Annotated in this window: 14 protein-coding genes and 1 riboswitch; of the genes, 13 read left to right on the forward strand and 1 reads right to left on the reverse strand. The window is 41.4% G+C overall.

Annotated features, from left to right (window positions below; translation table 11 throughout):
* Nucleotides 1–106 precede the first annotated feature (106 nt).
* From fur to EFB00_RS10640, 8 genes are all read left to right on the forward strand, one after another.
* On the forward strand, nucleotides 107–595 hold the full coding sequence (gene fur / locus EFB00_RS10605; RefSeq protein ID WP_122646762.1) for a ferric iron uptake transcriptional regulator: 489 nt from the start codon (nucleotides 107–109) through the stop codon (nucleotides 593–595).
* A 144-nt stretch (nucleotides 596–739) separates the two neighbouring features.
* Nucleotides 740–1,630: a site-specific tyrosine recombinase XerD gene (xerD, locus tag EFB00_RS10610; protein ID WP_122646763.1), complete on the forward strand. Its 891-nt coding sequence runs from the start codon at nucleotides 740–742 to the stop codon at nucleotides 1,628–1,630.
* 14 nt (nucleotides 1,631–1,644) lie between these two features.
* Nucleotides 1,645–2,400: a segregation/condensation protein A gene (locus EFB00_RS10615; RefSeq protein WP_122646764.1), complete on the forward strand. Its 756-nt coding sequence runs from the start codon at nucleotides 1,645–1,647 to the stop codon at nucleotides 2,398–2,400.
* Complete coding sequence (gene scpB, locus EFB00_RS10620; RefSeq protein WP_122646765.1) at nucleotides 2,390–3,049, forward strand: SMC-Scp complex subunit ScpB; 660 nt, start codon at nucleotides 2,390–2,392, stop codon at nucleotides 3,047–3,049. Before EFB00_RS10615 ends, scpB begins: the two co-directional genes overlap by 11 nt.
* A complete protein-coding gene (locus EFB00_RS10625; protein WP_122646766.1) occupies nucleotides 3,049–3,768 on the forward strand; it encodes a pseudouridine synthase in 720 nt (239 codons plus the stop codon). Before scpB ends, EFB00_RS10625 begins: the two co-directional genes overlap by 1 nt.
* 76 nt (nucleotides 3,769–3,844) lie before the next feature.
* Nucleotides 3,845–3,969, forward strand: a riboswitch (FMN riboswitch).
* Between the two features lie 133 nt (nucleotides 3,970–4,102).
* Complete coding sequence (locus tag EFB00_RS10630; RefSeq protein ID WP_122646767.1) at nucleotides 4,103–4,711, forward strand: ECF transporter S component; 609 nt, start codon at nucleotides 4,103–4,105, stop codon at nucleotides 4,709–4,711.
* 546 nt (nucleotides 4,712–5,257) lie between these two features.
* Nucleotides 5,258–6,778: a YfcC family protein gene (locus EFB00_RS10635; protein ID WP_122646768.1), complete on the forward strand. Its 1,521-nt coding sequence runs from the start codon at nucleotides 5,258–5,260 to the stop codon at nucleotides 6,776–6,778.
* 137 nt (nucleotides 6,779–6,915) lie between these two features.
* Nucleotides 6,916–8,256, forward strand: a complete 1,341-nt coding sequence (locus EFB00_RS10640; protein WP_122646769.1) for a M20 family metallopeptidase — start codon at nucleotides 6,916–6,918, stop codon at nucleotides 8,254–8,256.
* Between the two features lie 205 nt (nucleotides 8,257–8,461).
* Here the strand turns inward: EFB00_RS10640 and EFB00_RS10645 are convergent, their stop codons facing one another.
* A complete protein-coding gene (locus EFB00_RS10645) occupies nucleotides 8,462–8,686 on the reverse strand; it encodes a ferredoxin (protein WP_122646770.1) in 225 nt (74 codons plus the stop codon).
* A 29-nt stretch (nucleotides 8,687–8,715) separates the two neighbouring features.
* Between EFB00_RS10645 and EFB00_RS10650 the strand changes: the two genes are divergently transcribed.
* The 5 genes from EFB00_RS10650 (at nucleotide 8,716) to rpsA (ending at nucleotide 14,110) form a co-directional block, all read left to right on the forward strand.
* Nucleotides 8,716–9,732, forward strand: coding sequence for a helix-turn-helix domain-containing protein (locus EFB00_RS10650; RefSeq protein WP_122646771.1), 1,017 nt, complete (start codon nucleotides 8,716–8,718; stop codon nucleotides 9,730–9,732).
* Entirely contained in the window at nucleotides 9,725–11,110 is a 1,386-nt protein-coding gene (locus EFB00_RS10655) for a RecQ family ATP-dependent DNA helicase (protein ID WP_122646772.1), read from the forward strand. Before EFB00_RS10650 ends, EFB00_RS10655 begins: the two co-directional genes overlap by 8 nt.
* 73 nt (nucleotides 11,111–11,183) lie before the next feature.
* The gene (locus EFB00_RS10660) at nucleotides 11,184–11,858 is read left to right on the forward strand and encodes a LysM peptidoglycan-binding domain-containing protein (protein WP_122646773.1); all 675 of its coding nucleotides are present in this window, start codon (nucleotides 11,184–11,186) and stop codon (nucleotides 11,856–11,858) included.
* A 192-nt stretch (nucleotides 11,859–12,050) separates the two neighbouring features.
* A complete protein-coding gene (gene cmk, locus EFB00_RS10665) occupies nucleotides 12,051–12,725 on the forward strand; it encodes a (d)CMP kinase (RefSeq protein WP_122647091.1) in 675 nt (224 codons plus the stop codon).
* Nucleotides 12,726–12,901: 176 nt separating this feature from the next.
* A complete protein-coding gene (gene rpsA, locus EFB00_RS10670) occupies nucleotides 12,902–14,110 on the forward strand; it encodes a 30S ribosomal protein S1 (protein WP_122646774.1) in 1,209 nt (402 codons plus the stop codon).
* Nucleotides 14,111–14,177: the final 67 nt, after the last annotated feature.

Genomic DNA, 14,177 nt, shown 5'->3' on the forward strand with positions numbered 1-14,177 from the left:
TGTATTAATTGCGAATTTTATTTATAATAAATACAATCTATTCGTTATGGTATAAATTTTAGTTTGTAATTATTATAAAGTAACAACTGGGAAGGTTGAAGAGCTGATGAACACAATTAATGCATTGAAGAAGATCAAAAAACAACTTCATGAATCGGGATTTAAGCTCACACCGCAGCGGGAAGCTACGTTACAGGTACTTTTGGAAAATGAAAAAGATCATCTTTCCGCAGAAGAGATTTTCTTTTTTGTTAAACGAAAAAGTCCTGAGATCGGTTTGGCCACCGTTTATCGCACATTAGAGATCTTAACTGAGATCAACGTCCTTGATAAAGTCAGCTTCAATGATGGAGTTGCCCGTTATGACTTGAGAAAAGAAGGAGCAAAACACTTCCATCATCATCTATTATGTCTTGAATGCGGCAATATCGAAGAAATCGAAGAAGATTTGTTGGGAGCAGTTGAGGAAATCGTAGAAAGCAATTATCATTTCTTGGTAAAAGACCATCGATTGACATTTCACGGAATCTGTCAAAATTGTCAAAAGAAGGCACTTGCTGAGCAAAATGCAGTGACCCAACAAACCAATAATTGATCAAGAGTCTGGCATCGTGAGCAGGCAGTGCTTCTCCATGAGAAAGCGTCTGTTCACTGAGGCGAGACTTTTTATTTGGATATTTTTCTGTCCTAAAAGCCGGTTATTTGTTATGATAGTACAGTCGAAAGTCGAGGGTTGATAATGAAAGAACAAGTGATTGATTATATTCATTATTTGACGATTGAGCGGGGATTGTCCCTCAATACGAGAAAAAGTTATGAGCGGGATCTGTCGCAGTATCTGCAATTTTTGGAAAAAGCCCAGATAACTGATTGGAACCAGATCGACCGTTTTTTGATTTTGAATTTTTTACAAGAATTAAAAGAAGCTCAGAAATCACCAGCGACGATCTCACGAATGGTGACCAGCTTACGCCGTTTCCATCAATTTTTAAGACAAGAACGGTATACTGACCATGATCCGATGCAGCATATTGATTCTCCTAAGAAAGTGCAAAAGCTGCCGGACACGTTGAGTTTGGAAGAAGTTGAAAAATTGATTGCAACTCCTGATACCAGAGATGTGTTGGGTATTCGGGATCGTGCGATTTTAGAAGTTCTCTATGCTACCGGTCTGCGGGTAAGTGAACTGATTGGTCTGAAATTGAATGATCTGCATTTAGGGATGGGATTGTTACAGACCTTAGGAAAAGGCGACAAAGAACGGATCGTGCCGCTGGGAGATTATGCGATCCAGTGGATACAGCGCTATTTGGATGAAGCACGTCCTTATTTGACTAGAAAACATCCAGAAGAAGCTCATCTATTCGTTAACAGTCATGGCACCGGATTATCTCGCCAAGGAATTTGGAAAAATCTTAAAGGAATCGTGCGGGATGCAGGGATCACAAAAACGGTCACGCCCCACACATTGCGGCATAGTTTTGCCACACATTTGCTGGAAAACGGCGCGGATCTGCGAACTGTCCAAGAACTTTTAGGGCATGCGGATATTTCAACCACGCAGATCTATACCCATATTACGAAAAAACGCATGACCGATGTGTATAAACAACACTTCCCTCGGGCATAAGAAAAGGTGATAAGGTGCAGGAAATAAAAATCAAATTAGATGTGTTTGAAGGGCCGCTGGATCTTTTATTGCACTTGATACAAAAACTGGAATTGGACATCTACGATATACCTATTGCGGCGATCACAGATCAGTATATGGGGTATATCCATGCCATGAAAACGTTGGAACTGGAAGTGGCGGGAGAATATCTAGTGATGGCGGCCAGCCTGATGGCGATAAAATCGCAAATGCTGCTGCCAAAACAAGAGCTGGAACCGATCGATGAAGAGTATGAGGAAGACCCTCGTGATGCTTTGGTGGCGCAATTATTAGAATACCGCAAGTATAAATACGCCGCAGAACGCCTATCGGAAAAAGCCGCGGAGCGCAGTCAATATTTTACAAAAGAACCGATGGACGTGGACGAATTCAAAGAATCTTCTACCGTGCTGCAAAAAGATCAGTTGAACACTATTGATCTGTTTCTCGCTTTTCATCAGATGCTGGAAAAGCGCAAAAAGCGTAAGGTATTGGAAACTACCATCACTGCTGATGAGAACACCATCGAAGAAAAAATGAACGAGATCGAAGACGTGATGAAACAATTGTCTTCTAAAAAAGGTCGTTCTTTTGATTCTTTTTTTGTCACTTACAGCAAATCAGAAGTCGTAACGACTTTTATGGCATTATTGGAATTGATGAAAAAAGGCCGTATCCGCGTCGAACAGGAAAACAATTATTCAGAAATCATGCTTTATGCAACAGGAGAAAGTCAGAATGAAACTTAGTGAATTAGAAGCGCTGCTTTTTGTCGTAGGTGATGAAGGGATCACGTTAGAAGAATTGAGTTATTTGCTGGAAAGTGAGACAGCAGTCGTTTATGAATGGCTGCAAGTTTTGCAGCAAAACTACCAAGAAAATGAATTATCCGCTTTGCATATCTTGGAAGTAGGCAATCATTTTGTCTTGACCACGAAAAAGAAATTTGCGCCGTTACTAAAAAAATATGCTCGTTCACCTATCGCCAATACGCTTTCTCAGGCGGCTTTAGAAACATTGTCGATCATTGCTTATAAACAGCCGATCACACGAGTAGAAGTCGATGAGATCCGCGGAGTCCAGTCTGCCGGTTCCGTTCAAAAATTAGCTGCCAGACAATTGATCGAAGAAAAAGGCCGCGTGGAAGGACCGGGACGGGCGATCTTATATGGAACCACTGATTATTTTATGGATTATTTTGGATTGAAAACATTGGAAGAACTTCCCGATATCCATTTGCTGGAAGAAGAATCTGAAGATGTACCGACTGATCTGTTCTTTGATCGTTACCAAGAACAAGAAAACGCGCGACTTACAGAATCAAAATCAGAAAAAAATGATAAAACCGGCGATTCGGATGGCGCAACTTGGCCATTTGCCGAAGAAGGAGAAAACTAATGGAACGTTTGCAAAAAGTGATTGCCCATGCCGGCATTGCTTCCAGAAGAAAAGCTGAACAATTGATCACCGAAGGCCGCGTCAAAGTCAACGGTGAAGTAGTACGAGAATTAGGCGTCAAGGTCCAACGACAAGATGTGATCGAAGTGGACAATGTTCCTATTTATCAGGAAGAACCTGTCTATTTTATGTTTTACAAACCGCGAGGAGTCATTTCAGCAGTCTCTGACGATAAAGGTCGTAAAGTAGTAGTGGACTATCTGCAGGATGTAACAGAACGGATCTATCCGGTAGGACGCTTGGATTACGATACTTCAGGACTGCTATTATTGACCAACGATGGTGATTTTTCACAAAAACTGACCCATCCGAAGCATGAAGTAGATAAAGTCTACGTAGCGAAAGTCAAAGGGGTCGCTGAAAAAAGACAGTTAGCACCATTGGCTCGCGGCGTGAGGATCGAAGGAAAGAAGACCGCGCCAGCCCGTTTTGAGATTCTTTCGACAGATACGAAAACGGAAACCAGTATCGTCCAGTTGACGATCCATGAAGGACGCAATCACCAAGTCAAAAATATGTTGATGGCTGTTGGCTATCCTGTACAAAAATTAAAACGGGAAAAATATGGAGAGCTTACGCTGGGCAATCTGCGTCCTGGTGAATATCGGGAGCTTTCAAAAAAAGAAGTCACTTCTTTATTGAACGCCGCACGTGCTTAAAAAAGGTACGTAAGATAAATTAATTGTCAATCAATCTTTTTTGTGTATAATGAAAGATGTAAAAAAAATATATAAGGTTCGTCTTCAGGGGCAGGGTGTAATTCCCGACCGGTGGTTATAGTCCACGACCCACTTCATTGAGGTGGCTGAATCGGTGAAATTCCGATACCGACAGTTAAAGTCTGGATAAAGAAGATAGGGCTTATTTGAATTGGTGCAAAACGATCAAATAACTCTAACTCTATTTTTCCCTGTGAAAAATGGAGTTTTTTTGTTTGCTGCACTGATTTGAAAAGGTTCGTTTGAAGATGTTTCCTAAACTAGGAGGATTTCAATGAAAAACAGTAAGGTACAAAAAATGGTAGCGATCGCGATGTTTGCGGCAATGGGTTTGATTTTGCAATATGTGGCATTTCCAGTCATTCCGGCGTTCAGTTTTATGAAAGTCGACTTCAGTGATATTCCAGTAATGCTGAGTATGTTCTTATTCGGACCGCTATCTGGGATCATTACAGCGTTTATCCGTTCTGCGTTGCATTTGCTGACGACTGGACTGGAACCTAGCAACATGGTGGGGGATGCAGCAAGCTTCTTGTCTTCTGTGATCTTTACATTGCCAATGTATTATTTCTTTAAAGATCATGAAACCAAACGCAACAAAGCATTCGGGATCATTACCGGTATCTTGGCTTTGACTGTCTTTATGAGCATCGCTAACTACTTTGTGATCACACCGCTTTATCTGAAATTTTTTGGTGTGACAGCAGGTGAATTCTTAGGTGTATCTTTAGCAAAATACATTGCGATCGGTGTTGTTCCTTTCAACTTGATCAAAGGAGCCATCGTCAGCGCAGTATTTCTAGTCTTACATGCGAAACTTTTGCCTTGGTTGAGCCGCAAGCAAAAACAAACACGGATCAATTCAACTATGACTAAAAGCTGATAAAGAGCCATCATTTAAGCGGTCTGTTCGATCAACAGTTGCTTTTTCAGAGTCAGCAGTGATCGTCAATGACCTCATTATTATAAAAAGACCGACACCAAAAACGCAGTACGTGTTTTGGTGTCGGTCTTTTTTATTTAACCCTCAAAAAATAAAATATCAAATCAATGTTATTTTTCTATGAAAAAAAATACAGGATAGGGGAGATTGTTGATAGGCAGAAAGCGGAAACAACCCGTTTATACGATTTGTTGTATAAAAATCGAATTTGGTATGTACAAAGCCAAATATTTCACATTCAAAAGCTGGTATTTTTCGTTTTACAGATTAAATGAAAGCGTTACAATTTTGATGAAAGCAGGAATTTGTAAAAAATACTGCTGATAATAGGTAAAGCATATAAAAATCGTTGCATTTATACATAAATTGTCATTCGGAGATTTTGAGTTGTTTTTTTCTTTTTGGTTTTCAGATCATCTCCAATTTGATAAAATAACTTTGCATGCGATTTTTGTGTGTCAAAAAAATACAGAGAGGAAGAGAAAGATGGAAAATACGAAGAAAAAGTTTCAAATGCCTTCCGCGTATACGGTCTTATTCATTATCATTGCAGTTATCGCGGTATTTACTTGGTTCATTCCAGCTGGGCACTACAGTGTAGATGATGCAGGCAACATTATCGCTGGCTCTTACGAACAAGTAGAATCTAATCCACAAGGGATCTATGATATTTTGATGGCACCAGTCAATGGTATGCTGGGGGTAGATGCTGGAGAATACACCAAAGCGACTCCTGCGGCTATTCAAGTTTCATTCTTTATTTTGATCGTTGGCGGATTTTTGGGGATCATCAATAAAACTGGCGCTTTGGATGCCGGGATCGCCACTGTCGTAAAACGATTCAAAGGCAAAGAAAAAATGCTGATTCCTGTTTTGATGATTTTGTTCGCGTTAGGCGGATCAACTTATGGGATGGCGGAAGAAACGATTCCGTTTTATGCTTTATTAATCCCAGTAATGATGGCGATCGGTCTTGATACGGTAGTCGCTGTGGCGATCGTATTAGTCGGCTCGCAAGTAGGATGTTTGGCTTCAACAGTGAACCCGTTCGCAACAGGGGTAGCTTCTGATGCAGTAGGGATCTCAATGGGTGAAGGGATCGGATTACGTTTTATCATGTTTGTTGTTTTAGTAGCGATCTCTATCGTATATGTTTATCGTTACGCCTCGAAGATCGAAAAAGATCCGACCAAATCGCTTGTTTACGATCGACGTCAAGAAGATATCAAACACTTTGATATCGAAGCGATCGCTAATCAAGAAACGATGACTAAAAAACAAAGAAATGTAATGATTTTGTTCTTCATCACATTTATTTTGATGATCATCAGCTTGATTCCTTGGACAATGTTGAATGACCACTTCACATTCTTTGAAAACCTAACAAGCTGGATCACCGGTTTACCTGTGATCGGAATGGTTTTAGGGAAGGACATGCTGCCATTTGGTGATTGGTATTTCCCAGAAATCACTATGCTGTTCTTATTGATGGCGATCTTAACAGCTGTCATTTACGGTATGAAAGAGTCAACGTTCATTTCTGAATTTATGGCTGGAGCATCTGATTTGCTTGGCGTTGCCATCGTCGTAGCGGTAGCACGTGGTATCCAAGTAATCATGAACCAAGGCTTGATCACTGATACGATCCTTCATTGGGGCGAACAAGGGTTGAGCGGATTGAACTCAGGCGTATTCATCGTCTTGACATTCATCTTCTACATCCCAATGTCATTCTTGATCCCATCTACTTCTGGATTAGCGTCAGCTACTATGGGGATCATGGGACCAATGGGCGAATTTGCCGGCGTAGGCAGAGACTTGGTCATCACAGCTTACCAATCCGCATCTGGATTAGTAAACTTGATCACACCAACTTCTGCTATCGTAATGGGTGCTTTGGCGATCGCTCGCTTTGATATCGGAACATGGTTCAAGTTCATGGGTAAACTGATCGCGATCTTGTTCGTGGCGATCTGTGTAATATTGGCGGTTGCAGCGCTGCTGTGATTTTTCTGGACAATCAAATAGAAGAAGTCTAACATGGAATCATACAGATGATCTGAAACTGCGCATTAGTTAGAGAGTTGGAGAAGATTTCGATTATCTGATCGAGATCTTCTCTTATTTTATAGGAGGTAGGAAAGATGAAACAATTTATTACAGAAGAACATCAAAATGCTGCTGTCAAAGCGTTGGAAGAACTGATCAAAGTTCCTTCTGTGCTTGACGAAGCAGATGCGGGAGCAGGACATCCTTTTGGTAAAAATGTTGTTGCCGCGTTAGACAAAGTAGTAGAAATCTGCGGAAGTCTTGGTTTTAAAACCTTCAGAGATCCTGACGGCTTTTACGCGTATGCTGAAGTAGGCGAAGGAGAAGAATTGTTTGGTGTTCTTTGCCACATGGATGTGGTACCGGCAGCAGATCAAAAGGGCTGGGAAACTGATCCTTTCACTCCAGAAATCAAAGACGGCATGATCATCGGTCGTGGTTCACAAGATGACAAAGGTCCTTCAATGGCGGCATTGTTTGCTGTCAAAGCATTGATGGATGCCGGTGTTGAATTCAATCAACGGATTCGTTTTATTTTTGGGTCAGACGAAGAAAATCTTTGGCGTTGTATCGAAAAATACAATGAAAAAGAAGAAGGAATCACTCGCGGGTTTGCACCAGACGCGGAATTCCCATTGATCTACGCGGAAAAAGGATTGCTGCAAGCCTACTTGACAGGTCCTGGAACAGATAAATTTGCTGTTAAAGCCGGCGGTGCATTGAATGTTGTGCCTGATACCGCGCCTTACAGCGGAGCGAATGTTCAGGAAGTAAAAGAAAATCTGAAAAAATTCGGTTTTGATTTTGAAGAAAACGGCGAAGAGATCGTTGTACTTGGTAAAAGTATCCATGCTAAAGACGCGCCGGAAGGAACCAATGCAGTGTCTCGCTTGGCGATGGCACTAGCACCGATCGCTGATTTTGCGCCCCTTGATTTTCTAGGCAATGTCGTTAAAGAAAACGCCACAGGAGAAAACGTTGTTGGCAAAACGATGGACGAACAATCCGGAGAATTAACAATGAATATCGCCAGTCTTGAGATCACTCCTGAACAAACAAAGATCGGTATCGACATGCGGATCCCGGTTACTTTCAAAAAAGATGATCTGGTTGAAAAAATCAAAGAAAAAATCAAAGATTATGATTTGACTTATGAAGAATTTGATTTCTTAGATTCATTGTATGTACCAGTTGACAGCGAATTAGTCAAAACACTTTTAGGAACATATCGCGAAATAACCGGTGATATGACTGAACCAATGGTATCCGGTGGCGCGACATTTGCCCGCACGATGAACAATTGCGTAGCTTTCGGAGCGATGTTTACCGATACGCCTGACTTCATGCACCAAGCCAATGAACAATGGGAATTGGCCAGCATGTACAAGGTCATGACAATCTACGCTGAAGCGATCTATCGTTTATGCGGAAAATAAGAAAAATCCTCCAAAACATTTGTTTTGGAGGATTTTTCTTATTGAAAGAGTATTTAACTGATAGAAGTAGAAGCGCAAATAATTGAAGACTTCTGGAAACTGACATTTTAGAAAATCGTTGGCAGTCTAAACGATCAAAAAGAGCGTCAGGCTGTCTTAACCAGATCAGCGTTAACTCCTTTACTTTCAGAAAATGTGATCGCTGCTATTTATCCAGTTCCTCAAGCAAGATTGCGCGGACGGGACATTTTTGATAAGCTTTGGTCACAGCGGCTTCTTCTGCCGGCTGAACAAATTGTTGATGAGCCTCTGGTTCTTGTTTGAATAAAACGATCCCTTCTTCGTCATATTCAAAAATATCAGGAGCATAAACGGCACATAATCCGCAAGCAATACAGCGTTCAGGAACGATTTTACATAATCGGGCCATTATTACTCACTCACTTTCTGGAGGTTTTTATGAATGAATTCATTTTAGCTTTGTTCCAAGAACATGGCAAGCTAAAGCCGAGTTCGCTGTTTCACTTATTAAAAGGAAAACGGACGACTTCGATCTTATCATTTGGTTTTTTTCATGACTTGCTCCATTTAAACGGTATGCTGCCTAAATATGAACAAGAAGCCTTTTGGCACATGATCGATACACTGATAGCTGAAGGTTCATTAGTTGCAAGGGATGAAGAGGTGCTGATCACACCTTCAGGAATAAAAGCGATCCAGAAACTGCCTACTGAATTTTTGAAAAAAGTCGATTATTTTACTTTGGGAAGGCGAAGTGAAAAAATGTGGCGTCTTGTTCAATTTACGGTCCAAGTCGCTTCGAATTTAGGAAAGACCAACCATTATCTGCCGTTAGAGACTTCGCCAGAGTATACAGAGAAGATCCGGCATCTCGTACGTCAGCATCCTGATCAGCTTGCTGATCGTATCTTTCAAGAATTGACAGTGATTTTTGAGTCCATGCCGGCAAAAGCTGCCGATTATTTAGCGCAGACATTTACTGGACATCAAGTGATTGGTCATGCGGCGTATCAATTGACCCCAGATAACTTCCGCGAATTTCCTTGGTCTCAGCTGTATCATGACAGTCACACCCAATATTTTTTCCGTTTGCTGCAACAGCATCCTGACTTTCTTTTGTACCAGTTGACGGCTCCTTATTATCTGGAAAATGAAAATCAAAGTATGCATAAAACCCGAGAATTATTTCTTGCGGGCTATTCTAAAGAGCAGATCATGAAGCAAAGACATTTGAAAGCTGGTACTATCAACGATCATTTGATCGAATGGGCGTTGCGAGATCCACGATTTCCTTTTTCCGCGTTCATCTCATCTGCTGCATTGGAAAAATTGGTAACGATCGATGGTGATTATCGCAATTGGGACTATCGGGAAATCTTGGCGGCTTATCAAATCCCATTTGAAGAAGTCCGACTCTATCAAATCATGCGAAAACGGGAGGAAACTCATGCTTGAGGAAACGCTGCACAAATACTTCGGCTACGACACATTTCGTATCGGGCAAAAAGAGGTAGTCGAATCTGTTCTCCAAGGCAACGATACCTTAGCGGTTTTGCCGACGGGGACAGGAAAAAGTCTTTGCTATCAGCTATCCGGTTATTTGCTGGAGGGATTGGTGGTGATTGTTTCACCGTTGATCTCATTGATGGAAGATCAAGTCAGTTCGTTGCAGAAAACGCAGGAAAAGCGGGTGATCGCGTTGAACAGCCTGCTGACAAAAGAAGAAAAACGGTTTGTTCTCCGCAAGCTGAACCAATATAAGTTTTTATTTGCCAGTCCGGAAATGCTTTTGCAGCCAGAAGTTTTGCAAGCCTTAGAGCGATGCAAGATCGCATTGCTGGTGATTGATGAAGCCCATTGTGTATCACAGTGGGGGATCGATTTTCGTCCGGAATACCGACAACTGCAGCGGGTGAAAAAAAGATTGAAGGACCCTGTGACACTGGCTTTGACCGCGACAGCTACAAAACTGGTCAGAAACGATATTGCCGCAACGCTTTTGAAAGAAAATCTTAACGAGATCGTTTATTCGGTGGATCGGCCTAACATTGCGCTTTTTGTTAGAGAAACCGATGATAAATTTGCGACACTAGAAGAGACATTGAAGCATTTCAGTGGATCAGGAATCATTTATTGCGCAACACGAAAAAATGTCGAAGAACTGTACGGTCTTCTAAAAGATCGCTGGAATGTCGGTTATTATCACGGTGGACTGGAAACCAATCAGCGAAAGGTTCTGCAGCAGCAGTTCTCTTCAGGACAACTGCAATTGTTGATCGCCACGAATGCGTTTGGGATGGGGATCAACAAACCGGATATTCGGTTTATCATCCATTATGATCTATCTGACAGTTTGGAAAATTATATCCAAGAAATCGGACGGGCAGGAAGAGACGGCCGGCAAAGTTACGCGATCCTTCTTTATCAACAAGGGGACGAATATGTCCATCACTTCTTCTCGCAGATCACGCAAAAAGAGCGGGAAGGACTGGAGCGTTTGTTTGCTCACCAGCAAGAAGAAACGACGCCCTTGCAGGAAAAATGGCAGAACCAAGCACAGGTCATCGGTGAAGAAGCTGTCTTGCAGTTGCTGACGCAAAATGAGGAAATGAAAAAACAACGATTGCAAAATATGCTGTCTTATATCTTTTCCACTGGTTGCCGAAGAGAAAGATTATTAGCTAATTTTGAAGAAGAGTTAGGCGTGATCCCAGACCAGTGCTGTGATCTTCATGGCGCGCAACTGCCAGATCCTGAAATACCACGGGCTGCCATGGCAACAGTTGATCATTGGCAAGAGATTTTACTAAAATTGTTTAAAGAAAATATTTGATTGCTTTTTTTCAGGACAGCTGATAATTTCCTATGGTATAATAACAAACGAAAGATTTTAGGAGGGTAACACATTGAGCAGAAAAGACAAACATAACGACGTTCAAAAAAATGAAACACAAGAACCGTGGGAACAGCCGATTTATGATACGGAGTATGACCAAAGCGCTTCTCGTTCACAAACTCGGAAACAAAAACGCGGCAACTCAACATTTTTGGTGGCTCTAGTGATTCTATTAGCTCTTAGTATCGCGCTGCCTACAGCTGCCTATTACTTCTTGATCCGTGATCGAAACAGCAATACAGCAGAAACTGCGCAAACGACAGAAGTCACTGAAAGCTCTACGAAGGAATCTTCAACAGAAGAATCTTCAACAAGTGAAAGCTCTACGAAGGAATCTTCAACAGAAGAAACCAGCGAGTCGTCTGAAGAAACCAATCAAGCTGCTGAAAATGAGAATGCTGCTCAAAATCAAGAAGAAAACCAAAATCAAGGACAAGATCAAGGGCAAACTCAAAATCAAGAGCAAAACCAAAATAACCAAGCAAATGATCAAACAAATAATCAAGCAAACGACCAAACAAACAACCAAACTGGCGGTGAGCAATATACCACTGTTCAAGATGGAGAAGGTCCTAACCAAGTAGCTGCTCGTATGGGTATCTCGGTGGATCAATTGTTCCAATTAAACGGCATGGATCCTAATAATTTTATGCTGTATCCTGGTCAACAAGTACGCGTCAAATAATGTAAAAGGGTCTGGGGCATAAGTGGAGACAGGCGAATATCCAAATGAGAGTTGATCCGTCCTCTTCGACGCAATCGATGAGGAGCTGTTGGATCACAGAACTCTGTTTTGGATATTTTTCTGTCAGAGCTTATGTCACAGACCATTTCTTATGATTTTTATCAAGCAGGGAAAGTGTTAGGTGTCAATTTTATGAAAAAGATCAATATTGCGATCGACGGACCGGCTTCTTCCGGTAAAAGCACGGTTGCCAAGATTTTAGCCAAAAAGTACGGATTTGTTTACACGGATACTGGAGCGATGTATCGCAGTGTCACTTATTTAGCGATCCAGAAAAATGTAGCATTCTCAGATGAAGCTGGGCTTGTTCAACTAATCAAAGAGCATGAGATATCTTTCAAACAAACGGATAACGGACAATTAGTCTTCATCGACGGCGAGGACGTCTCCAAAGTGATCCGAGAACCTGAAGTGACCAACAATGTGTCCGAAGTTTCTGCTCACGGAAAAGTAAGAGCTGAGTTGGTCCGTCAACAACAAAAAATCGCTGAAGAAGGCGGAGTTGTGATGGATGGCCGTGATATCGGAACAGCTGTATTGCCAAACGCGGAAGTGAAGATTTTTTTGATCGCCAGCGCAGAAGAACGGGCACAACGCCGATTCAAGGAAAACCAAGAAAAAGGGATTGCAACTGATTTCGAGACGCTGAAAAAAGAGATCGAACAACGGGATTATCTGGATTCCCATCGCGAAGTTTCTCCTTTGAAGCAAGCGGAAGATGCTGTATTAGTAGACACTACCGGTATGAGCATCCAAGAAGTAGTAGAAGCAATCCAAAAAGTTGTCGCAGACAAAGGTTATTTATAATTAATAGACGAAAAACGTTCTTTTGTTATTCACAAATAAGAGGATGACCTGTCTAAAGTGAAGAAATTGAAAGAAATAAGCGAAATCGCTTTATTTTTTTAAAAGAATATTTTACACTTAAGGTTGTAGTCTATATGCAGAATTGAATTTAATTGTTGGTTAGGAGGACATTTGTTATGACAGAATTTGAAAACGGTCAAGTAGAAAACGGAAATGAATCAATGGCTGATGCATTGGAAAGTTTCCAAGAAGTAAAAGTCGGCGATATCGTTAAAGGCGAAGTACTAGCGGTTGAAGATAAACAAGCGATCGTAGGTATCGAAGGAGCAGGCGTGGAAGGCGTTGTTCCAGCTAAAGAATTGTCTACTTTGCCAGTAGAGGACATCAATGAAATCGTCAAAGTCGGTGATGTATTGGATCTAGTTGTAATCTCAACCATTGGCAAAGACAAAGAAAACGGCAGCTACCTGCTTTCAAAACGTCGTCTGGACGCGAAAAAAGTTTGGGAAGATATCGAAAAAGACTTTAAAGAAGGCAATATCATTGAAGCCCCTGTTACAAATGTTGTCAAAGGCGGTTTAGTCGTTGACGTAGGCGTACGCGGTTTCGTACCAGCTTCAATGGTGGAAGACCATTTTGTTGCTGATTTCGAAGATTACAAAGGAAAAACTCTTGCTTTCAAAATCATTGAAATCGAACCTTCTGAAAATCGTTTGATTTTATCCCATAAAGCAGTTGTTGAAACTGAAAAAGAAGCGAAAAAGCAAGAAGTTCTTTCTTCTATCCATGAAGGAGAAACTCTGGAAGGAACAGTTGCCCGTTTAACAGACTTCGGTGCGTTTATCGATCTTGGCGGCGTTGATGGTTTGGTCCATGTCTCAGAAATCTCTCACGGACACGTTGAACGCCCTAGCGATGTATTGAACGTCGGCGATTCAGTAAATGTCAAAGTTCTTTCTGTTGATCCGGAAAAAGAACGTGTTTCGCTATCTATCAAAGATACATTGCCTGGACCTTGGACAGACATCGAAGAAAAAGCTGCTGCAGGTACTGTTTTAGAAGGTACTGTGAAACGTTTGACAAGTTTTGGCGCATTTGTGGAAATTTTCCCAGGTGTCGAAGGACTAGTTCATATTTCACAAATCTCTCACAAACATATCGCGACGCCTCATGAAGTACTTAAAGAAGGCGACACTGTTCAAGTGAAAGTCTTGGAAGTACATCCTGAAGAACACCGCGTAGCACTAAGCATCAAAGCTTTGGAAGAAAAACCGCAAGAAGAAAAAGAAGAAACTTATGAGATGCCGGAAGAATCAACTGGCTTTACCATGGGTGACATTCTTGGCGATGCGTTGAAAGACGATACAAACTCTGACGAAGAATAAATGTTATTGGAGGCATTGATCTTTTAGATTGATGTCTCTTTTTTTGAAAAAAAACGTTGCTGACTGA

Origin of the sequence: Enterococcus mediterraneensis (assembly GCF_900604485.1) — a bacterium.
Taxonomy (GTDB): domain Bacteria; phylum Bacillota; class Bacilli; order Lactobacillales; family Enterococcaceae; genus Enterococcus_C; species Enterococcus_C mediterraneensis.

Coding starts and splice junctions, on each gene's coding strand:
- EFB00_RS10645 (WP_122646770.1), bottom strand. CDS start 8,686: ATGGCCCGATTATGTAAAATCGTTCCTGAACGCTGTATTGCTTGCGGA.
- EFB00_RS10625 (WP_122646766.1), top strand. CDS start 3,049: ATGGAACGTTTGCAAAAAGTGATTGCCCATGCCGGCATTGCTTCCAGA.
- fur (WP_122646762.1), top strand. CDS start 107: ATGAACACAATTAATGCATTGAAGAAGATCAAAAAACAACTTCATGAA.
- EFB00_RS10655 (WP_122646772.1), top strand. CDS start 9,725: ATGCTTGAGGAAACGCTGCACAAATACTTCGGCTACGACACATTTCGT.
- scpB (WP_122646765.1), top strand. CDS start 2,390: ATGAAACTTAGTGAATTAGAAGCGCTGCTTTTTGTCGTAGGTGATGAA.
- EFB00_RS10640 (WP_122646769.1), top strand. CDS start 6,916: ATGAAACAATTTATTACAGAAGAACATCAAAATGCTGCTGTCAAAGCG.
- rpsA (WP_122646774.1), top strand. CDS start 12,902: ATGACAGAATTTGAAAACGGTCAAGTAGAAAACGGAAATGAATCAATG.
- EFB00_RS10630 (WP_122646767.1), top strand. CDS start 4,103: ATGAAAAACAGTAAGGTACAAAAAATGGTAGCGATCGCGATGTTTGCG.
- xerD (WP_122646763.1), top strand. CDS start 740: ATGAAAGAACAAGTGATTGATTATATTCATTATTTGACGATTGAGCGG.
- cmk (WP_122647091.1), top strand. CDS start 12,051: ATGAAAAAGATCAATATTGCGATCGACGGACCGGCTTCTTCCGGTAAA.
- EFB00_RS10635 (WP_122646768.1), top strand. CDS start 5,258: ATGGAAAATACGAAGAAAAAGTTTCAAATGCCTTCCGCGTATACGGTC.
- EFB00_RS10650 (WP_122646771.1), top strand. CDS start 8,716: ATGAATGAATTCATTTTAGCTTTGTTCCAAGAACATGGCAAGCTAAAG.